This is a genomic window from Ornithinibacillus bavariensis (assembly GCF_018333235.1).
In the GTDB taxonomy this organism is placed as follows: Bacteria; Bacillota; Bacilli; order Bacillales; family Amphibacillaceae; genus Ornithinibacillus; species Ornithinibacillus bavariensis.
Genome location: NZ_BORP01000002.1, coordinates 311,216 through 331,309 on the forward strand (window position 1 = coordinate 311,216; position 20,094 = coordinate 331,309).

General features: G+C 38.3%; 22 protein-coding genes. 21 read left to right on the top strand and 1 reads right to left on the bottom strand.

Annotation, left to right across the window (positions count from 1 at the left end; translation table 11 throughout):
• Positions 1 to 76: 76 nt before the first annotated feature.
• The 3 genes from KI338_RS07300 to KI338_RS07310 all read left to right on the top strand — a co-directional run bounded on the left by KI338_RS07300 (position 77) and on the right by KI338_RS07310 (position 2,352).
• Positions 77 to 478 carry a hypothetical protein gene (locus KI338_RS07300; protein WP_212920348.1) on the top strand — a complete coding sequence of 134 codons (402 nt, stop codon included), beginning with the start codon at positions 77 to 79 and terminating at the stop codon, positions 476 to 478.
• 221 nt (positions 479 to 699) lie between these two features.
• Positions 700 to 1,743, top strand: a complete 1,044-nt coding sequence (locus tag KI338_RS07305) for an L-threonylcarbamoyladenylate synthase (protein ID WP_212920349.1) — start codon at positions 700 to 702, stop codon at positions 1,741 to 1,743.
• Between the two features lie 60 nt (positions 1,744 to 1,803).
• Complete coding sequence (locus tag KI338_RS07310; RefSeq protein ID WP_212920350.1) at positions 1,804 to 2,352, top strand: manganese efflux pump MntP; 549 nt, start codon at positions 1,804 to 1,806, stop codon at positions 2,350 to 2,352.
• A 142-nt stretch (positions 2,353 to 2,494) separates the two neighbouring features.
• Here KI338_RS07310 and KI338_RS07315 read toward each other — a convergent pair whose 3' ends face one another.
• The gene (locus tag KI338_RS07315) at positions 2,495 to 2,692 is read right to left on the bottom strand and encodes a DUF2187 family protein (protein ID WP_212920351.1); all 198 of its coding nucleotides are present in this window, start codon (positions 2,690 to 2,692) and stop codon (positions 2,495 to 2,497) included.
• A 359-nt stretch (positions 2,693 to 3,051) separates the two neighbouring features.
• On the opposite strand from KI338_RS07315, the gene KI338_RS07320 reads away from it, so the two are divergent.
• From KI338_RS07320 to KI338_RS07405, 18 genes are all read left to right on the top strand, one after another.
• Positions 3,052 to 3,663, top strand: coding sequence for a low molecular weight protein arginine phosphatase (locus KI338_RS07320; protein WP_212920352.1), 612 nt, complete (start codon positions 3,052 to 3,054; stop codon positions 3,661 to 3,663).
• Between the two features lie 11 nt (positions 3,664 to 3,674).
• Positions 3,675 to 4,967, top strand: a complete 1,293-nt coding sequence (locus KI338_RS07325) for a methyl-accepting chemotaxis protein (RefSeq protein WP_212920353.1) — start codon at positions 3,675 to 3,677, stop codon at positions 4,965 to 4,967.
• Positions 4,968 to 4,992: 25 nt separating this feature from the next.
• Complete coding sequence (rpiB, locus tag KI338_RS07330) at positions 4,993 to 5,439, top strand: ribose 5-phosphate isomerase B (RefSeq protein WP_212920354.1); 447 nt, start codon at positions 4,993 to 4,995, stop codon at positions 5,437 to 5,439.
• A gap of 56 nt (positions 5,440 to 5,495) precedes the next feature.
• Complete coding sequence (locus KI338_RS07335) at positions 5,496 to 6,044, top strand: TIGR01440 family protein (RefSeq protein ID WP_212920355.1); 549 nt, start codon at positions 5,496 to 5,498, stop codon at positions 6,042 to 6,044.
• 57 nt (positions 6,045 to 6,101) lie between these two features.
• Positions 6,102 to 7,337, top strand: coding sequence for a serine hydroxymethyltransferase (glyA, locus tag KI338_RS07340; protein WP_212920356.1), 1,236 nt, complete (start codon positions 6,102 to 6,104; stop codon positions 7,335 to 7,337).
• Between the two features lie 385 nt (positions 7,338 to 7,722).
• On the top strand, positions 7,723 to 8,352 hold the full coding sequence (gene upp, locus KI338_RS07345) for a uracil phosphoribosyltransferase (RefSeq protein ID WP_212920357.1): 630 nt from the start codon (positions 7,723 to 7,725) through the stop codon (positions 8,350 to 8,352).
• A gap of 23 nt (positions 8,353 to 8,375) precedes the next feature.
• Positions 8,376 to 9,494, top strand: a complete 1,119-nt coding sequence (wecB, locus tag KI338_RS07350; RefSeq protein ID WP_212920358.1) for a non-hydrolyzing UDP-N-acetylglucosamine 2-epimerase — start codon at positions 8,376 to 8,378, stop codon at positions 9,492 to 9,494.
• A 123-nt stretch (positions 9,495 to 9,617) separates the two neighbouring features.
• Positions 9,618 to 11,855: a S8 family serine peptidase gene (locus KI338_RS07355; protein ID WP_212920359.1), complete on the top strand. Its 2,238-nt coding sequence runs from the start codon at positions 9,618 to 9,620 to the stop codon at positions 11,853 to 11,855.
• Positions 11,856 to 12,441: 586 nt separating this feature from the next.
• Positions 12,442 to 12,657: an AtpZ/AtpI family protein gene (locus KI338_RS07360; protein WP_212920360.1), complete on the top strand. Its 216-nt coding sequence runs from the start codon at positions 12,442 to 12,444 to the stop codon at positions 12,655 to 12,657.
• Positions 12,658 to 12,660: 3 nt separating this feature from the next.
• Entirely contained in the window at positions 12,661 to 13,035 is a 375-nt protein-coding gene (locus KI338_RS07365; protein WP_212920361.1) for an ATP synthase subunit I, read from the top strand.
• A gap of 17 nt (positions 13,036 to 13,052) precedes the next feature.
• Positions 13,053 to 13,775 carry a F0F1 ATP synthase subunit A gene (atpB, locus tag KI338_RS07370; protein WP_212920362.1) on the top strand — a complete coding sequence of 241 codons (723 nt, stop codon included), beginning with the start codon at positions 13,053 to 13,055 and terminating at the stop codon, positions 13,773 to 13,775.
• An 87-nt stretch (positions 13,776 to 13,862) separates the two neighbouring features.
• Positions 13,863 to 14,072 carry a F0F1 ATP synthase subunit C gene (atpE, locus tag KI338_RS07375; RefSeq protein WP_280530738.1) on the top strand — a complete coding sequence of 70 codons (210 nt, stop codon included), beginning with the start codon at positions 13,863 to 13,865 and terminating at the stop codon, positions 14,070 to 14,072.
• Between the two features lie 125 nt (positions 14,073 to 14,197).
• Entirely contained in the window at positions 14,198 to 14,719 is a 522-nt protein-coding gene (gene atpF / locus KI338_RS07380) for a F0F1 ATP synthase subunit B (protein ID WP_212920363.1), read from the top strand.
• On the top strand, positions 14,716 to 15,258 hold the full coding sequence (locus tag KI338_RS07385; RefSeq protein WP_212920364.1) for a F0F1 ATP synthase subunit delta: 543 nt from the start codon (positions 14,716 to 14,718) through the stop codon (positions 15,256 to 15,258). The genes atpF and KI338_RS07385 overlap by 4 nt, the downstream gene beginning before the upstream one ends.
• A 107-nt stretch (positions 15,259 to 15,365) precedes the next feature.
• Positions 15,366 to 16,880, top strand: coding sequence for a F0F1 ATP synthase subunit alpha (gene atpA / locus KI338_RS07390; protein ID WP_212920365.1), 1,515 nt, complete (start codon positions 15,366 to 15,368; stop codon positions 16,878 to 16,880).
• A gap of 91 nt (positions 16,881 to 16,971) precedes the next feature.
• Positions 16,972 to 17,826 (top strand): ATP synthase F1 subunit gamma, encoded by an 855-nt coding sequence (gene atpG / locus KI338_RS07395; RefSeq protein ID WP_212920366.1) that lies wholly within the window; start codon positions 16,972 to 16,974, stop codon positions 17,824 to 17,826.
• Positions 17,827 to 17,857: 31 nt separating this feature from the next.
• Positions 17,858 to 19,249, top strand: coding sequence for a F0F1 ATP synthase subunit beta (gene atpD / locus KI338_RS07400; RefSeq protein ID WP_212920367.1), 1,392 nt, complete (start codon positions 17,858 to 17,860; stop codon positions 19,247 to 19,249).
• 48 nt (positions 19,250 to 19,297) lie between these two features.
• Positions 19,298 to 19,699 (top strand): F0F1 ATP synthase subunit epsilon, encoded by a 402-nt coding sequence (locus KI338_RS07405; protein WP_212920368.1) that lies wholly within the window; start codon positions 19,298 to 19,300, stop codon positions 19,697 to 19,699.
• The last annotated feature ends 395 nt before the right edge of the window (positions 19,700 to 20,094 follow it).

A 20,094-nucleotide genomic window follows, 5' to 3' on the forward strand; every position in this document is an offset into this window, starting at 1 on the left:
AGAGAAGCAAGACTCTGATAAAGATTGATAGAGCTTGTTTTCTATAAAAATTCTTTCGCAGATAGAGGTGGGAAAAATGAAAGTATTAATCGCAAGTGAGGTACCGATAGAAAAGGTCGAAGCATTTATTAACACCACAGATCAAGTGGATAAGGAAAGCTTAATTCAGGATGGTTATCTGGTCGAAATAAATGGTGAAATCAAGGCTTGCTTTGTGCTCTCTTCTGTAAAAGGTGGAGTTTACTGGCTAAAACAGCTCTACATTGCTAAAGAAGCAGCTATGAATCTACCTATACTATTTGAAACAATTATTGTATTAGTAAAAGAAAAACGAGCAAAAAAACTTTATGTACATAGTCACCAACCAATTGTGGATATCTTATTAGATGCACTACAATTCCATCCACAAAATGAAGCAATAGATATTCAGAGCTACCAGCAGAATGAGGGGAATTGGTGGGCATATGAAGTTTCCTAATCGTTATGGGATTATACACAAATAAATGTGCACAACCTGTGGAGAACCCTGTTAATAAAGATAAATTTTGTGGATAATGGGTTAATATGTGGATATTAATGACGTATGTTTCAAAAAATCTGTGGATAAACTGCAGATTATTTCTTTTTTGTGGATAAACTTCTCTCTTTGCGAAACAGTTTTTAATCCGCTAAAATAAGGAAAGAAGAGAGGTAGTATTTATGATTGATACGAGACGATGGAACATAGTCAAAAATATAAATAAAAGTAATGAAATGATCCAAGAGGCAGCAAACTATCTAATAATTGGTGACACAGTAGCATTTCCTACAGAGACTGTATATGGATTAGGTGCAGATGCAACCAATAAGAATGCTGTCGCAAAAATTTTTCAAGCAAAAGGTCGTCCACAGGACAATCCACTAATTGCACATGTTGCAACAAAAGAACAGCTACTAAATCTCGTGACAAACGTCCCTGACTATGTGGATAGACTCATTGAAACATTTTCACCTGGGCCAATAACCTATGTACTTCCAAGTAATGGAGTATGTGCGGAAAACGTAACCGCGGGCTTGTCAACAATAGGGGTACGTATCCCAAGTCATCCAGTCGCACTTGCTTTAATAAAGGCGTGTGGGTTGCCTATTGCAGCACCAAGTGCAAATATATCTGGTAAGCCTAGTCCAACGACAGCAGATCATGTATGGGAGGATCTCTCTGGAAGAATTGCTGGAGTTGTGGATGGTGGGCCAACTGGTGTAGGGGTAGAATCAACTGTGATTGATTGTACACAGGATATTCCAGTAATCCTAAGACCAGGTGGTATTACTTTGGAAGAGTTGGAAGTGGTTGTTGGCAAGGTTCTGATTGATCCGGCTTTTGAAAAAGGGGAAACAAAAGAAAAGCCGAAAGCCCCTGGAATGAAGTATAAGCATTACGCACCAGAGGTTCCAATGTGGCTTATCGATGGGGACTTCAAGCATATGCAACAAGTAATAAACAATTTAATTGCAGATGGAAAAAGTGTTGGCGTGTTAGCGAATCGGAATACCTTAGAAAGATTGTCATCAGAGGAAAAAGTATATGCCCATTCGCTAGGTGAATCATTAGAGGATGTAGCTGCCAATTTATATGATGGTTTACGTAGCTTCAAATATGGAGAAGTAGATATCATATTATGTGAAACCTACCAAGAAATTGGGATCGGACAAGCTATCATGAATCGCCTGAAAAAGGCAGCTAGCAAACTAATACATGAATAACTATCATATTTCCCCTCTGGACATCATATAGTTTAAAAGCATGTCCAAGGGGGACGAATAATGGAAAAGGCTTTAGGTGAATTTTTATCTCTTTTCTTCATGGCAATAGCTGTCGGAATGGATGCATTTTCGGTGAGCCTAGGGCTTGGGATGCAAATGATTCGGTTAAAACGCATCGCAATTATTGGCATAGTAATTGGGATGTTCCATTTCCTTTTGCCTTTTTTAGGAATTGTTCTAGGAACATTAATTTCAGCGCGAATTGGTGAATGGACAATGTTAACAGGAGGATTAATACTGTTTGGGATAGGTGCTCATATGGTATTTTCTGCTTTTAATCACAAGGCTGTTAAAGTCATCCAAACGACAGGATTCGGTCTAATCCTATTTGCTTTAAGTGTAAGCATCGATAGCTTTTCTGTTGGCCTGAGCTTAGGACTTTCCAACGTTAAAACGGTCTTAACCCTAATATTATTTGGAGCAACTAGCATGATGTTAACATGGGCAGGAATGATTATAGGAAGAAAAGTACATGGATTTTTAGGTGCATATAGTGAGATACTTGGCGGAAGTATTCTATGTGGCCTAGGACTTTATATCATTTTTTAGATTTCATATAAGAAGTCTGACTCAAATAATAACTGGAGTCCAGACTTCTTTTTAGATTATAGATAAGGGAATTCTATTTATGTGCATAATTGGGCCGTCTGAATTTAGTTGACTGCCAATGGTTAAATGAACGAATCTGTAATTAAGAAATAATACTATACTTACCGTGGCGAACGACTGTATTAGGCATCTCATAGCCTAATGTTTTTGCAGCATCCTTTGTTAGCTCCACTAATACGCTATTTTCTCTTACTTGAAAAACTTTTCCTTGGTGTTGTTGATTCCTTCTGTCAAAAAGTACAATATCTCCTATACTTGCTGTTTGCATAGAATTTGCCATGTAACTTTTCCCTCCCAAAGGTTCGTACTTAAAGAGTACTTTGTATAGTTTATAAGAAATGTAACGCTATTATGTAAACAAAAATTATGCAACAAATTTACATATTAGTAATATAGTAACCTGTGATATTGAAGAATATAAGTTAATAGTAATACTTATTCCTCAAAATTTCTACAACCTTTCACATATTTAGACAATTTGTGAATTAATAACTGGGTATATAGTACTAGTAATTTTTAGGGTTCTATAACTTTGGATTCATTTCCCCTTTTGCTATCAACTGATTTTATTCTATGTTATATTTTAGTTAGAGATATCCGTTTGTTGTAATACCAACCGATTATATTGGGGGTACTTTCATGAGGATTTTATTTGTTTGTACGGGAAATACGTGCCGGAGTCCTATGGCTGAAGCTTTATTGAAAAACAAAATGCCAACAGCAGAAGTGAAGTCGGCAGGTATTTTTGCTGCGAAAAACCAACGCGCTTCTAAGCATGCAGTCGATGTGCTGGAGAAAAAGGGGATTCGATTAGATCACCTTTCGAAACCTGTTGATGAAAAGCTATTAAATTGGGCTGATGTCGTTTTGACAATGACAACGCAGCATAAGCAATCTCTAATCATGGAGTTTCCAATTTTTCAGGAAAAATATTATACATTAAAAGAATTTGTTTCCGATTCCGATAAAAAGATATGGGAAGAATTAAAAGTGCTTTATGCAGAATATGAATTGAAACGTTCTCAATTTTTACACGAACACGGAAATAAGCTTGATTATAAGGCACTTGAGCAACAATTAAGAGAGTATTTACAGGCTGACTTGGACAAGATTAATCAGCTTGAAAGCAGTCTTATAAATTATGATATTTCCGATCCATTTGGTGGCAATCTTACAATTTATCAAAAGACATTGGAAGAATTAGATAACTATATCACATTATTAATTAAAAAATTACAAATAAAAGGCTAGGGGAGAACAAAATGAGGCAGAAATATCGTTCAGGTCTAAGATTAAAGCTTGTACTCTTTACAACAATTTTAGCCATTATTACGTATTCGACAAGTGCTTTTTTTCTTTATTTTTTGTATGACTTTGTTGTCGAATTTTGGCAGATATCCATGGAAGCATATACGATTATTACACTATCCTTAGGAATTATCTGGTCTGGAATATTAGCGTTTTTTGCGGCAAGTTTCATTACCAAGTCTTTAAATAGACTTGCCCATGTAGCATCTGAGGTTGCTAATGGGAACTTAAATCAGGAAGTTATTATTCCGAATTCTGATGATGAAATTCGTGCACTTAGTGTGTCATTTGATACGATGCTAAGCAATTTAAAGGAAATGGTACATAATATTGATGTACACTTTAATAGTACAAATCAGTCTGTTTTGGAATTAAAGGGAGCAGCTGATCAGGTTTCGAAGCACTCTAATCAAATTAGTGCAGCAGTAGACGAGATTTCAAAGGGTGCGGAAAGTTCATCAGAGGCAATACAGATTACTGTGGAAGCTGTTGAAGAAGCTACTTCTCTTGCAGAAAAGGTTCAGGAAAAAGCAGGTCAATCAAAAGAAAAGTCAACTGTTATGCTGGAGACGCTTGATAAAAGTAAGCAGGTAGTTGGACAGTTGATTAATGGTATTAAGAACCTAGCACAAGAGCAAGCGACCTCATTGAAAGATGTTGATCATTTAAAGGAGAATGCCCTACAGGTAGAATCGATCATTTCAATGGTTGGTGAAATCGCTGAACAGACTAATTTGCTAGCATTAAATGCCTCGATTGAAGCAGCTCGAGCAGGGGAACATGGAAAAGGCTTTGCTGTTGTTGCAGAGGAAATTCGCAAGCTAGCTGACCAAAGTGCACAAGCGGTACAACGAATCTCGAGTTTAATTACTGCTATTCAAGAGGATGTCAATCAGGTTGTGAAAAAAATCAATGAGAATGTCCAATATACAGTCAAGGAGGCAAATAATGGTGTTGAAACCAATACCGCCTTTGAACAAATGTCTCAATCTGTTGAAGAAGTCGCAACCGAAATTGATGTAATATTATCCCTTGTGAATCAACAGTTAGCATCCATACAAGCAACAGCATCACAATCACAGGAAGTTGCAGCAATTGCCGAAGAAACCTCTGCTGGTGCGGAGGAGGTCAATGCATCTATTCAAGAACAAGCTGCAACAATTGGGAAGGTTGACCAGCTGGTTCTTGAATTAGAAACACAGGCAAGCGGCCTTAACAAGCAAATCCAAAAGTTTAACGTAAAATAATACAACATGAATGGAGTGATAAACGATGAAGGTAATTATCTCTGGGGATCATGCAGGTATGACGATACGTAATGAGGTAAAAAGTTTATTAGATGAGAAGGGTATTGAATATGAGGACACAGGCTGTAGCTGTGAGACATCCGTTGATTATCCAGATTACGCACTACCCGCTGCAGAACGTGTAGCGAAGGGTGAATTTGATCGTGGGATTCTAATCTGTGGAACAGGAATAGGAATGTCCATCGCTGCAAACAAGGTGAAAGGGATTCGTTGTGCTTTATTACATGATGTTTATAGTGCCAAACTTACTCGACAGCACAATGATACGAACATGATCGCTCTAGGTGAGCGTGTTCTTGGTCCTGGCTTAGCAAGGGAAATTGTCCAAGCTTGGCTGGAAACAGAATACGAAGGCGGTCGCCATGAAAGAAGACTGGAAAAGATAAAAGCTTACGAAGATAAAAATCTTTAAGATGTTAGACGAAGGGACTCCCTTCGTCTTCCTATCTGCATGGAATAGGTGATACGATGGAATTAAGTATTGAAAAAATTCGTGCCGATATTGAGTCCCTCATGACTGAAATCCTGGAGGCCAATTTTTTACAAAAGGATTCTATTTTTATCATTGGCTGCTCCACAAGTGAAGTAGCAGGAGAACGAATAGGTACATCTGGAAGTGAGGAAATAGCTTCCCAAATTTTTGCTGGTTTGAAAGAACTACAAAAAAAGAAGGACATTTATTTAGCTTTTCAGTGCTGTGAACATCTGAATCGGTCTCTAGTAGTTGAACAAGAACTTGCTGAGAAGTTGGAATTGGAAGCGGTTTCCGTTATTCCAGTTCCTAAAGCGGGGGGGTCCATGGCTGCTTATGCATATAGGAATTTTAATAAACCTGTTGTAGTTGAACATATAAAGGCACATGCAGGAATAGATATTGGGGAAACCCTTATCGGAATGCACCTCAAACATGTGGCAGTACCTTTACGTTTCAATCAACAATACATAGGAAAGGCACGAGTGAATGCAGCCTTTACACGCCCCAAACTAATTGGTGGAAGCCGTGCTGTTTATCAATAAAGGATATCAATCATTAGAAAAATAGTACCTATTTTTAGGACAGGGAGGACACAACGAATGGAACATTTAAAACAAACAGATAATGAATTATTAGAAGCAATCCTAGCGGAAAAGAAACGCCAACAAACTAAAATCGAACTAATTGCATCTGAAAACTTCGTGTCAGAATCGGTAATGGAGGCAATGGGATCTGTTTTAACTAATAAGTATGCAGAAGGATACCCTGGAAAGCGTTACTATGGAGGCTGTGAATTTGTAGATGTTGTTGAAAATCTTGCTCGTGATCGTGCAAAAGAATTATTTGGTGCGGAGCATGCTAATGTTCAACCACATTCTGGTGCACAGGCTAATATGGCAGTCTATTTTTCTATAGTAAAGCCAGGTGATACAATTCTTGGAATGAATCTAAGTCATGGCGGTCACCTAACCCATGGAAGCCCTGTGAACTTTAGTGGCTCCCTATATAATTTCGTTGATTACGGTGTTGAAAAGGAAACAGAACAGTTAAACTATGATGTTGTTTTAGAAAAAGCAAAAGAAGTGAAGCCTAAATTAATTGTAGCTGGTGCTAGTGCCTATTCTAGAACCCTTGACTTTGCTAAATTCCGAGAAATTGCTGATGCGGTTGGAGCATACCTAATGGTAGATATGGCTCATATTGCTGGTCTTGTTGCAGCTGGTCTACATCCAAATCCAGTGCCTTATGCTGATTTTGTTACAACAACTACTCATAAAACATTAAGAGGACCTCGTGGTGGAATGATTTTATGTAAGGAAGAACATGCGAAGAAAATTGATAAGGCAGTATTCCCTGGCATGCAAGGTGGTCCACTAATGCATGTAATCGCCGCAAAAGCAACTGCATTTAAAGAAGCTTTATCCGATGAATTTAAAGAATACTGTAAACAAATTATCCGAAATGCAAAAGTTCTTGGAGAAGCTTTAGTTGCAGAAGGCATCCGAGTAGTATCTGGTGGTACTGATAACCATTTATTATTATTAGATGTTACACCACTAGGCATTACCGGAAAGGTTGCTGAGCATGTATTGGACGAAATCGGAATTACAGTAAATAAAAACACCATTCCATTTGACACCGAGAGCCCATTTGTAACTAGCGGAATCCGTATTGGAACACCTGCTGTCACAACTCGTGGCTTTAAAGAAGAAGAGATGCGTGAAATTGCAAGCATCATTTCCATGACATTAAAAAACCATGAAAACGAAGAAATTCTTAACGAGGCTGCTAACCGCGTACTAGCCTTAACAGAAAAATCACCTTTGTATGTATAAAATGATAGAGAGGGCACCTGTTATGGTGTCCTTTATTTGTTTATAAGACGGTAAATAAGTATAAATTAGTCTATTGCTTACACGGTATATGGAAGTGGTCACATTGTTATGAAATTCGGAGATAGTATCAAAGTGTGGTCATATCGTTATGAATTTCGACAAAATAGTTTCAAAGCTCAGAGCTCACTTATACAGATTGGGAACATACTTCTGAAACGTATTCACAAATCCTCCATAACATCTCCTAACCAAAAAAATCTTTTAAATAGCGTGATCCTGAAAATAAACTTCTGTCTACTTTATATTCCAGACCTTAGCCTTGAATAAGTCTTATTTTTTCTGTACAATTTTAAAGATGTAAATAAAAAGAAGGAGTGACCGCTAAATGGGAAATGTACATGTTCTAGATCATCCGTTAATCCAACATAAATTGTCTTATATTCGAGATAAGAATACAGGAACGAAGGAGTTCCGGGAATTAGTGGATGAGGTAGCAATGCTTATGGCATTTGAAATTACGCGTGATTTGCCACTTGAGGAAACAACGATAGAAACACCTGTTACAACAATGAAGACCAAAGTGCTTGCTGGTAAAAAAATTGGTTTAATACCAATTTTGCGTGCGGGGCTTGGTATGACAGATGGAATGGTGAAATTAATTCCTGCTGCAAAGGTAGGACATGTCGGTTTATATCGTGATCCAGAAACACTGAAGCCAGTAGAATATTACATAAAATTGCCTTCTGATATTCATGAGCGTGAGCTAATCGTGATTGATCCAATGCTTGCAACTGGAGGATCTGCTAGTGATGCAATCGAATCATTGAAAAAGCGAGGAGCTAAAAATATTCGTCTAATGTGTTTAATCGGAGCTCCAGAAGGTGTAGAAAAGATAAAAAATGAACATCCTGATGTGGATATTTATTTAGCGGCACTTGATGAAAAATTAGATGAACATGCGTATATTGTACCAGGACTAGGAGACGCTGGTGATCGCTTGTTTGGTACAAAATAATTAGCTTATCGGAGAGGAAAAGGATGCCAAAACGCATTAAGGTTATGACTATTTTTGGGACAAGGCCAGAAGCAATTAAGATGGCTCCACTTGTTCTTGAACTTAAAAATCGACCAGAAGAGTTTGAAACCATTGTGACAGTAACAGCTCAGCATCGGGAAATGCTAGATCAGGTTTTAGAAATTTTTAACATTACGCCTGATTTTGATTTGAATATCATGAAACCAAATCAATCTCTTGCACAAATTACAACTCGTGCACTGGAAGGCTTGGACGAAGTGATGAAAGAAACAAAACCAGACATAGTCCTAGTACATGGGGATACAAGTACAACTTTTGCCGGATCACTTGCTGCTTATTACAATCAAATTGCCGTCGGACACGTGGAAGCTGGTTTAAGGACATGGAATAAATATTCTCCATATCCTGAAGAAATGAATCGTCAGTTAACAGGTATTTTAACAGATTTACATTTTGCTCCTACTGAAAAATCCAAGAATAATTTATTGGAAGAAAATAAGTCTGAAGCACACATCTATGTAACTGGTAATACGGCAATTGATGCATTAAAAACTACTGTAAATGCATCTTATTCCCATCCGATATTAGAGGCACTTGGCGAAAAACGTCTCGTCCTTTTAACAGCACATCGTAGAGAAAATCAGGGAAGTAATATGCAACAAATGTTTCGTGCGATTAAACGGTTAGTGGAAAAACATGAAGATATCCAAGTGGTGTATCCTGTTCATTTAAATCCAGTTGTACAAGAAACTGCGAATGAAATACTCGGGAATAATAAGCAAATACAGCTAATTGAACCACTTGATGTCGTTGACTTCCATAATTTTGCAGCACATTCCTACTTGATTTTAACTGATTCGGGTGGTGTTCAGGAAGAAGCGCCTTCACTTGGTGTACCTGTTCTTGTGCTTCGAGATACAACAGAGCGTCCAGAGGGAATTGAAGCAGGTACCCTAAAGCTAGCAGGAACCGATGAAGATACTATATTTAAATTGGCTGATGAATTATTAATGAATCAAGCTTTACACGATCAAATGGCTAAAGCAACCAATCCTTATGGAGATGGAAAAGCAACTCGACGTATTGCCGATGCGATTTTGAATTATTTCCATACACTCTAAGATATAAAGGCTGATTTCCAGAAAAGTGTTCTGGAAATCAGCCTTTTCATATAAGGGAGTTAAGCAACGTTATGTATGTTTCCCGTCTATACAACAAATACTAGGAGGATAGGAGGGGAAAATATGCGTATTATGCGAAGTGTGTTGTTAATAATGTTGTACATAGCAGTTATGGGGATTAACCCAACGAGCGCAAATCCAGATGAAAAACAACAATCCATCATTATTGAAGTAGAAGGAAATCCGATGGAGCATAAGAAATACCTAGAAAAATATTATCCTTTTATCAATGTAGTTGCCACCTATACAAAATTATTCAAAGGTATAGCCTTACAAGGTTCACCTAAGGATTTAGAAAAAATGGGAACCCTAAGCTTTGTGAAGGCTATCCATTCCGTACAAACATATAATACGCAACAATGGTTTCAACATGAACAAGATGGAGTAAACCCTGAACCTGTAAATTCTATTGATGAACTGTTAAAGGATAATCCAGATATTGTAATACCAGAAGCACTTAATAATACTGAATATACGGGAAAAGGTGTTGTTGTTGGTGTAGTTGATACCGGGGTGGACTATAACCACCAAGACTTAAAGCTGAACTATACAGGTGGTTATGATTTAGTAGATTTAGATGATGATCCAATGGAAACACTTGAGGCAGAAGGCATGCCAACACAGCATGGAAGTCATGTAGCGGGAATTATCGCGGCAAATGGAGCAATGAAGGGAGTTGCACCGAATGCGGAAATTCGTGCTTATCGCGCACTTGGCCCTGGTGGAAGCGGAACCTCCGTTCAGGTTATCGCTGCTATGGAGCAGGCAGTAAAGGATGGGGTAGATGTTATTAATCTTTCCCTTGGTAATTCCGTTAATGGACCTGATTATCCAACTAGTGTAGCAGTGAATCGTGCAAGCGAGCTTGGTGTAGCTGTTGTGATTGCAAATGGAAATAGTGGTCCAGATAATTGGACGGTAGGTGCCCCAGCAACTGCATCAAAAGCCCTTGCTGTAGGAGCTTTTGCTAACGCGCAAACCATCCCAATACTATCTCCTGCCTTTGAGGATAAAAAAATACCGATTAATCCAATGGTGGGATCCGTTCCTTGGAGACTTTCAAAGGATTATGAAATAGCTCTTGGAAATGCAGCAGATTTAGATAGAAAAATAGCTCTCATTCAACGTGGAAAAATTCCCTTCTATGATTTAGCCAAACAAGCAGAAGAAAAAGGCGCGATTGCCGCGATTATATATAACAATGAGGACGACCCATTTCAAGGTGCAATTACGAATGATGAACAACCAGTTAAGATTCCAGTTATCTCACTATCTAAAAAAGATGGTGAATGGCTGAAAAAGTACATGGAGGAAAACAAACATCCATACATTGAAACAATCTATGAAAAAACAGAAGACGGTATTGCAGCCTTTAGCTCCAGAGGACCAGTTACCATTAACTGGGAAATAAAACCGGATATACTCGCACCTGGAACAAATATATTAAGCACTGTCCCAGGAGGTTATTTACCATTACAGGGTACAAGTATGGCAGCACCACATGTATCAGGAGTTATCGCACTGATGAAGGAAGCACATCCTAGCTGGAGCAATCAAAAAATCTTTGGTGCGATTAAAACAACTGCTATTAGGGTAAATGACAGTAAAGGAACCCCATTAGAGCCAATTGTTCAAGGGATGGGAAAAATTAATCCAAAAGACGCGATAAATGCACCGGTCATTATATATAATCCATCAATTGCATTTGGGAAAATTAACGATTACCGAGAAGAACAAACCGTAATGCTCACAATTGAAAACACTTCCAATAAAACAAGAAGTTTTTCCTTTCATGTTCCTAAAAAGGAAAAAGGTCTCCACTGGAATTTACCTCTTTCTTTTACAGTGAAAGCAGGTGAGAAAAGAGACATTCCTGTTAAGCTTGGAATAACCTCTCCACTTCTGGACAAAGGGATACATCAAGGGTGGCTAGAGTTGCAATCAGAAAAGAATTCCTACCACCTTCCTTATTTATTTATAAATGAAACAGCTGATTATCCGAAGGCAGTAGGATTCGAATTTACACTTAAACCTTTTTCAGAGGAAGAATTTATCTACAGACTATATCTTACAGAAGAGACTCAGAATGTAGATGTGGAGCTATATGATCCACAGACCTTAATTTTCGATAGAACCTTATTCCACCTGGAGGATACCAAGATAGGGTTGAATGAAGGGTATGTAGAAAAAAGGAAGCTCGGAAAACCTGGTAATTATTTAGCCGTGATTACTGTTCAATTGGAAGATGGAACGTATGAAAGCTATGAAACAGAATTGGTGATTGAACCTGGTAGTAATTGATAAAATAAGTAGTTAAGGCGTTTTAAATAACCTTTTGGAAACAAACAGAGTACGGAGTATATCCAAGAAAATTCGGCCGAACTTCGCTGGATCACAGCGGAGTCGCCGAACTCATGATGAAAATAGCTGGCCTCTCCTTACATGTGCTTAGCAGTATAATTGCCCCATGCCTCAACATGACTACCCGAATGGCACTGCAAACATAATAGGAGAATCATAATCTAAACAAAAATTAAATATTTCTCCATTCCTAGATTGAATGCTTAACTGAGACACTTTCGTTCACAAAACTGTCACTAACTGGAACTCGTTATTCCTATATAATAAATGTAAGTAATATTCATCACAGGCAATCCTATTTGAAGGTTAATTGACTGGACAAAAATTGGTAGGCGTGAAATATGTCAAAATTCCTTGGATATCAATTGACAAGTTAACGCTTGCTAGGGTAAACTGACTTAGTGTGGAATGATAGGGTTTTCAAGTATAATTTGGTAGTTCTGTCTTGATTTTTTACATACCTTCACATACTTGAAAATTTATTGAAATGTAACCCCAGTAATCTCTTACTAGAGGAGGTTTTCGTATGGGGATTAAACCACAAAAAGCAATTGTGTTAGCAAGTGCGGTTTCTGCTAATTTAGCAGGTGGAACGATTCTAGGAATATTTTCTGGTATCTATCTCGATAAACTAGTTTCCTCAAAACCAATTTTCACAATAATTGGTTTATTACTAGGGCTAGCAGCCGGAATCTATGGAATGGTTGCAACTGTTAAGAAATTTACGGAAGCGGGAGAGTAACAAATGACAACCAATGAAATGATGATGACCCGTCAGCGTAAATGGATGCTCTATCTACTAGCGATATTCGTGCTTGGTGCAGGCTTTACTCCTTATATGCGTATTTTCCTCGGGCTTCTCTTGGGAAGCACCATTAGCTTCTACAATCTATATCTATTACAAAAGAAAACAATTGAATTTACAGAAGCAGTAGCAAAGAAAGAAAAGGCACGAGGAATAGGTACCATTTCAAGATTAGCAGCAGTTGCTTTAGCAGTCATTATTGCCCTTCGTTATGAAGAGTATTTTCAAATGATTGCAGTGATAATTGGATTAATGACTTCTTATATAGTCATTATGATAGACTTTATTCTTTTTAAAAATAAGGATAGTGCTTGAAAGAGGGGTGAATAAGTATGGATCATGGGGCACCGATAGTACATGACGTCTTTGGAATTAGCTGGCTTGATTTCAACTTGTCGAATGTATTTATGATTATTGTAACATCATTAATTGTATTTGTTCTTTCGGTTTTAGGTGCTAGAAAGCTACAAATGAAACCAACTGGTGCTCAAAACGTGATGGAATGGATTCTAGATTTTGTTAAGGGAATCGTAAATGACACGATGGATTGGAAGACTGGTAAGCTATTCTTACCATTAGCACTAACACTATTTTCTTATATTCTAGTTGGTAATATGCTTGGTGTTGTCACAAATGGAGTATATGAAAATAGCACTTGGTGGAAATCACCAACTGCCGATCCAGGTTTAACCCTAACATTAGCAGCTATGGTAATCGTCTTATCTCATTTCTATGGAATCAAACTGCGCGGTGGAAAAGAATATATCAAAGATTATTTTCGTCCACTACCGTTTTTATTTCCAATAAAACTAATTGAAGAGTTTGCAAACACCTTGACACTAGGCTTGCGTCTATTTGGTAACCTATATGCCGGTGAGGTATTACTAGCATTATTAGTAGGCTTAACTTCATCTGGAGTATTAGGATTTATAGGTGGGGCAATTCCATTCTTAGCATGGCAAGGATTCTCTGTATTTATTGGAGGAATCCAAGCATTTATCTTCACAATGCTATCTATGGTTTACATTTCCCATAAGGTAAGTGAGGAACACTAATTCATTAATTAACCAGTTTTAATAGTATTCTGTTAAAACCGGAAAATATTAAAAAATTATTTATATATTATGAGGAGGATTTATATTATGTCAGGAGCATTAGCAGCAGCAATAGCGGTAGGTTTAGCGGCACTTGGTGCAGGTATTGGTAACGGTTTAATCGTTAGTAAAACAGTAGAAGGAATCGCTCGTCAACCTGAGCTTAAAGGTTCACTTCAAACTACAATGTTCATTGGTGTAGGTCTAGTAGAGGCTATGCCTATCATCGCAGTAGTTATCGCATTAATGGTAATGTAATAATTTGATAATTAAACTTGATAATGGCGAAGACTTTCCCATGAAACTTCGCCGTTGTTTTTACTAGAATGATTACGTGAACACTTTTGTTGATTGTTTGAATCAGGTTGAAAGGAGTGAATTCAGTGCAGGCATTCACTATATACTCGTCAGTAGTAATCTGGGGATTCCATGTTGGTGACATGCTCGTTCAGCTATTTTTCTTCGCACTATTACTATTCCTAGTGAAAAAGTTCGCTTGGGGACCAGTAATGAACATGATGAAAAAACGTGAAGAATATGTAGCGAATGAAATTGAAGCTGCAGAAAAGAGCCGTAAAGATGCTGAAAAGGCAGCAAAAGAAGCGGCAGATCAGTTAAAACAAACGAAATTAGAAGCACAAAAAATTATAGAAGATGCTAAAACTGCTGGTGTGAAGCAAGAGCAAGATATTATCGAATCAGCTCGCCAGGAAGCAGATCGTATCAAAAAAGCAGCACAAGAAGAAATTCAAAACGAAAAAGAAAAAGCACTTCAAGCACTTCAAGATCAAGTTGCGTCCTTATCTGTTCTAATTGCAAGTAAGGTAATTGAAAAAGAACTAAGTGCACAAGATCAAGAAAAGTTAATCAATGACTATATTAAAGAGGTAGGAGAAGAGCGATGAGTGAAGCAGTAGTTGCCAAACGTTATGCAGATGCTCTTTTTCAACTCGGTAGTGGAAAAGCAACACTTAGTGAAATTACAGAAGAATTACGTGTTGTGAATCAGGTTTTTCATGAGAATAGGGAGTTAAATGCATTCCTAATCCATCCACGTGTTACAAACGAAAAGAAGAGGTTATTCCTTGATGAAGTATTCAAAGGAGTTTCAGTCGACGTCTTAAACACATTAAAACTTCTAGTTGAACGTCATCGTATAGGAATTGTTTCTCAGATTGTTGATGCTTTTGTAGCACTTGTCAATGATGCTTCAGGAATTGCACAAGGTAAAGTATATTCCGTTCGTAAGTTATCAGATGCAGAAAAAGCAGAGTTGGAAACCTCATTTGCAAAACGTCTTAATAAATCGGTGGTCAAGCTAGAAAATATTGTTGACCCATCCATTGTCGGTGGTATGAAGATCCGAATGGGAAACACCATTTACGATGGAACGATAAGTGGAAAATTACGACGCATTGAGCAAAATATGAAACTTGGCAGTTAGGAAAGTATATAAACTTTCCTTCTGCATAAGAAAAACTACCACATTCGCCAAAAAGCGAGCGAATGTGAGTTTTTCTAACGAACATTTGATGATAGGGGTGAAATGGTATGAGCATCAAAGCTGAAGAAATCAGTAAACTGATAAAACAGCAAATCGAAAATTTCGATTCAGATATTGAAGTAAGTGATGTCGGAACAGTTATTGAAATTGGTGACGGTATCGCACGTGCTCATGGTCTTGACAATGTCATGGCTGGAGAGCTTGTTGAATTTTCAAACGGTGTAATGGGTATGGCTCAGAACTTAGAAGAGTCTAACGTCGGTATCATTATCCTTGGCCCTTACACAGAGATTAAAGAAGGCGATGAAGTTCGTCGTACAGGACGAATCATGCAAGTACCAGTAGGTGAGGAATTAATCGGACGTGTTGTTAATCCATTAGGACAACCAATTGATGGTGGTAGCCCAATTGAAACAACTAAATTCCGTCCAATTGAATCTCCAGCACCAGGAGTAATGGATCGTAAATCTGTTCATGAGCCATTACAAACTGGAATTAAAGCGATTGACGCATTAGTACCAATCGGCCGTGGTCAGCGTGAGTTAATCATTGGTGACCGTCAAACAGGTAAAACAACGGTTGCAGTTGATACGATTCTTAACCAAAAAGACCAGGATATGATTTGTATTTATGTTGCTATCGGTCAAAAAGAATCAACTGTTCGTGGAACTGTTGAAACTTTCCGTCGATATGGTGCATTAGATTATACAATCGTAGTTGCTGCTGGTGCATCTGACCCAGCACCACTATTATACCTAGCTCCATATGCAGGCGTAACGATGGGGGAAGAGTTCATGTATAATGGCAAGCATGTGCTTGTTGTTTATGATGACCTATCGAAGCAAGCTGCAGCCTATCGTGAGCTATCCCTATTGCTTCGTCGTCCTCCAGGTCGTGAGGCATTCCCAGGGGATGTATTCTACTTGCATTCACGTTTACTGGAGCGTGCTGCTAAATTAAGTGATGCAAAAGGTGGCGGTTCTTTAACTGCTCTACCATTTGTTGAAACACAAGCAGGCGATATCTCTGCATATATTCCAACGAACGTAATTTCTATCACGGATGGACAGATTTTCTTACAATCTGACCTATTCTTCTCAGGTGTACGCCCAGCTATTAACGCAGGTCTATCCGTATCACGTGTTGGTGGTTCTGCACAAATCAAGGCAATGAAAAAGGTTGCTGGTACATTACGTCTAGACCTTGCATCATTCCGTGAACTAGAGGCATTTGCTCAGTTCGGTTCAGACCTTGATAAAGCGACACAAGCAAAATTAAATCGTGGTGCTCGTACGGTAGAAGTGCTGAAGCAAGGACTGCATGCACCACTTAAGGTAGAGTATCAGGTTATGATTATTTTTGCTCTAACGAAAGGATTCCTAGATGATATTCCTGTTGAAGACATTACTCGTTTCGAGGCTGAATTCAATGCATGGTTAGATTCGAATCACCCTGAATTATTAGCTACAATTCGTGATACAGGAAATCTTCCAGAAGATAATGATATGACTTCTGCTATAGAAGCATTCAAAAAGACATTTTTAACTTCTGACCAAAAATAATTACCTTTATAGATTGATTGGGTAAAGAGCAGAGATGATGATCTCTAGCTTTTTGCCCCCGTACTTTGCTACGAAAGGGTGGTGAAAGAGCTTGGCATCACTTAGAGATATTAAAAAACGTATTGATTCTACAACAAAGATGAAAAAAATCACCAAAGCAATGGAAATGGTTTCTGCGGCAAAGATGAACAAGGCAGAGCAAAATGCTAAAGCATTTGTTCCTTATAGTGAAAAAATGCAAGAGGTTGTTGCAAGTATTGCAAAGCATACCGATGCTGATCATCCAATGCTAAAAACCCGCGAGGTGAAAAAGGTAGGTTATATCGCCATTACTGCAGACAGTGGACTTGCAGGTGCATATAACGCAAATATTTTACGGAATTTGAATCATGCCATTCAAGATAATCATAATTCTACAGATGAATATACTGTGATTGCCATTGGTAGAATGGCAGTGGACTTCTGTAAGAAGCGTAATTTTCCAATTGCTAGAAGTATTACTGGTCTACCGGACCAGCCAGCATTTGCTACGATTAAGGATATTGCTTCTGAAACCGTACAAATGTACAGTGATGGGGAAATTGATCGGTTAGTCATTATTTATAACCATTATGTAAGTGCAATATCTCAAGTTGTAACTACGAAACAGTTATTGCCTATTGAAGATATGAATAATTCCGGATCAAGCAGCCAGTACGAATATGAACCAAGTGAGGAACAGATTTTAGCAGTACTACTACCTCAGTATGCCGAAAGTTTAATCTATGGTGCATTACTGGATGCTAAAGCAAGTGAACATGCTGCACGTATGACGGCTATGCGTAGTGCAAGTGATAATGCTTCTGAATTGATTGATGATTTATCCTTGTCCTATAACCGTGCACGCCAAGCAGCAATCACACAGGAAATTACCGAGATTATTGGTGGAGCAAGTGCATTAGAGTAATCTTGATGAAAGTATGTTAGGAGGGAAATCGATGAGTTTAGGACACGTTACACAAGTAATGGGACCAGTCGTTGACGTTCGATTCGATGACGACAAGCTTCCTGAAATTTATAACGCACTAGTTGTCAAAAAAGAGGGAGGATCACTAACACTTGAAGTGGCACTTCACCTTGGTGATAACTCTGTCCGTACGATTGCTATGGCATCAACAGATGGTCTAACACGTGGCATGGAAGTTGAAGACCTCGGAGGACCGATTTCTGTACCTGTTGGTGACATTACATTAGGTCGTGTATTTAACGTATTAGGAGAAAAAATTGACTTGGATTCAGAATTGCCAGAAGGAATTCGTTTAGATCCAATTCACCGCGAGCCTCCTAAGTTTGAAGATTTGTCAACAGAGACAGAGATTCTTGAAACAGGAATTAAGGTTGTTGACTTACTAGCACCTTATATCAAAGGTGGTAAAATCGGTCTTTTCGGTGGTGCCGGTGTAGGTAAAACGGTATTAATCCAAGAATTAATTAACAACATCGCACAAGAGCATGGTGGTATTTCTGTATTCGCAGGCGTTGGTGAGCGTACTCGTGAAGGTAACGACCTTTACTATGAGATGAAAGACTCTGGCGTTATCGCTAAAACTGCAATGGTTTTCGGTCAGATGAACGAACCACCAGGTGCACGTATGCGTGTTGCCTTAACTGGTCTTACAATGGCTGAGTATTTCCGTGATGAACAAGGTCAGGACGTACTACTATTTATTGACAACATTTTCCGTTTCACACAAGCAGGTTCAGAGGTGTCTGCCTTATTAGGTCGTATGCCATCTGCGGTTGGTTACCAACCAACACTTGCTACAGAAATGGGTCAATTGCAAGAACGTATTACATCAACTAAAAAAGGTTCTGTTACATCTATCCAAGCGATTTATGTACCTGCCGATGACTATACAGACCCGGCACCTGCAACAACATTTGCTCACTTAGATGCAACAACAAACCTAGATCGTAAACTATCTGAACAAGGTATTTATCCAGCGGTGGATCCACTAGCATCAACATCACGTGCCCTTGACCCTGAAATTGTAGGGGAAGAGCACTATCGAGTAGCACGTGAGGTTCAGGCAACACTGCAAAAATACCGTGAACTACAAGATATCATTGCAATCCTTGGTATGGATGAGCTTTCAGATGATGATAAATTAACAGTTGCTCGTGCACGTCGTATCCAGTTCTTCCTATCTCAAAACTTCCACGTAGCAGAACAATATACTGGTCAACCGGGATCTTATGTACCAGTACAAGAAACTGTTCAAGGATTTAAAGAGATTTTAGAAGGTAAATACGATGACCTACCTGAGGATGCATTCCGCCTCGTTGGTCGCATTGAAGAAGTAGTTGAAAAAGCGAAAAGCATGGAATAATAAGTAGACATATTAGGGAATTCCCTATAGTCTTTAGGAGGGGTTACATTGAAAACACTAACTGTGAGTGTTGTTACTCCTGATGGCCCTGTATTAGAAGATACGTATGAAATGGTTAGCTGTAAAGCAGAAAATGGTGAACTCGGTATTTTACCAGGGCATATTCCATTGGTTGCACCACTTGCAATCTCAGCTGTTCGCTTAAAGCGTGATTCAAGTGAGGATAAGCTAGCTATAAATGGCGGATTTTTGGAGGTTCGCCCAGACAAAGTAACAATACTTGCACAGTCTGCAGAAAAACCTTCAGATATTGATATTGCACGTGCAGAAGCAGCAAAAGAACGTGCCGAGAAACGCCTAAATTCAAACGATGATCACATTGATCGCTTAAGGGCAGAATTAGCACTCCGAAGAGCAGTCAACCGTCTGGATGTTGCTCAAAATTCATAATAATGAAGACTCCCGCTACCTGTTTGGTTGTGGGAGTCTTTGCTGTTTTAAATACCCTCTGAATTCAGAATATTAACTCGCAAAAAGACCTCTCAACTATAAATTAATCTCTTCCCACGCAATATAAATTTTAAAACGAATACGAATTTCTACAAACATCAACATGTAATTAATAAATTCAATCCAAATTACTCTATAAATGCAATTAATACAATAAGGATTGTCAAAATGTGAACCAATTACTTTATAAAATAAATTTATCAAAATGGATATAACAAAGTTCCCTAAGGTTGTCGATATTTCCCGGGAAATGTGAATAATATCTGGAATTTTTCTCTCAACTTGTCGAAGGAATAGTCTCTTCTTTAATTGACTTTTCTTGTCGTGCATGGCAC

Coding starts and splice junctions, on each gene's coding strand:
- KI338_RS07300 (WP_212920348.1), top strand. CDS start 77: ATGAAAGTATTAATCGCAAGTGAGGTACCGATAGAAAAGGTCGAAGCA.
- KI338_RS07305 (WP_212920349.1), top strand. CDS start 700: ATGATTGATACGAGACGATGGAACATAGTCAAAAATATAAATAAAAGT.
- KI338_RS07310 (WP_212920350.1), top strand. CDS start 1,804: ATGGAAAAGGCTTTAGGTGAATTTTTATCTCTTTTCTTCATGGCAATA.
- KI338_RS07315 (WP_212920351.1), bottom strand. CDS start 2,692: ATGGCAAATTCTATGCAAACAGCAAGTATAGGAGATATTGTACTTTTT.
- KI338_RS07320 (WP_212920352.1), top strand. CDS start 3,052: ATGAGGATTTTATTTGTTTGTACGGGAAATACGTGCCGGAGTCCTATG.
- KI338_RS07325 (WP_212920353.1), top strand. CDS start 3,675: ATGAGGCAGAAATATCGTTCAGGTCTAAGATTAAAGCTTGTACTCTTT.
- rpiB (WP_212920354.1), top strand. CDS start 4,993: ATGAAGGTAATTATCTCTGGGGATCATGCAGGTATGACGATACGTAAT.
- KI338_RS07335 (WP_212920355.1), top strand. CDS start 5,496: ATGGAATTAAGTATTGAAAAAATTCGTGCCGATATTGAGTCCCTCATG.
- glyA (WP_212920356.1), top strand. CDS start 6,102: ATGGAACATTTAAAACAAACAGATAATGAATTATTAGAAGCAATCCTA.
- upp (WP_212920357.1), top strand. CDS start 7,723: ATGGGAAATGTACATGTTCTAGATCATCCGTTAATCCAACATAAATTG.
- wecB (WP_212920358.1), top strand. CDS start 8,376: ATGCCAAAACGCATTAAGGTTATGACTATTTTTGGGACAAGGCCAGAA.
- KI338_RS07355 (WP_212920359.1), top strand. CDS start 9,618: ATGCGTATTATGCGAAGTGTGTTGTTAATAATGTTGTACATAGCAGTT.
- KI338_RS07360 (WP_212920360.1), top strand. CDS start 12,442: ATGGGGATTAAACCACAAAAAGCAATTGTGTTAGCAAGTGCGGTTTCT.
- KI338_RS07365 (WP_212920361.1), top strand. CDS start 12,661: ATGACAACCAATGAAATGATGATGACCCGTCAGCGTAAATGGATGCTC.
- atpB (WP_212920362.1), top strand. CDS start 13,053: ATGGATCATGGGGCACCGATAGTACATGACGTCTTTGGAATTAGCTGG.
- atpE (WP_280530738.1), top strand. CDS start 13,863: ATGTCAGGAGCATTAGCAGCAGCAATAGCGGTAGGTTTAGCGGCACTT.
- KI338_RS07385 (WP_212920364.1), top strand. CDS start 14,716: ATGAGTGAAGCAGTAGTTGCCAAACGTTATGCAGATGCTCTTTTTCAA.
- atpA (WP_212920365.1), top strand. CDS start 15,366: ATGAGCATCAAAGCTGAAGAAATCAGTAAACTGATAAAACAGCAAATC.
- atpD (WP_212920367.1), top strand. CDS start 17,858: ATGAGTTTAGGACACGTTACACAAGTAATGGGACCAGTCGTTGACGTT.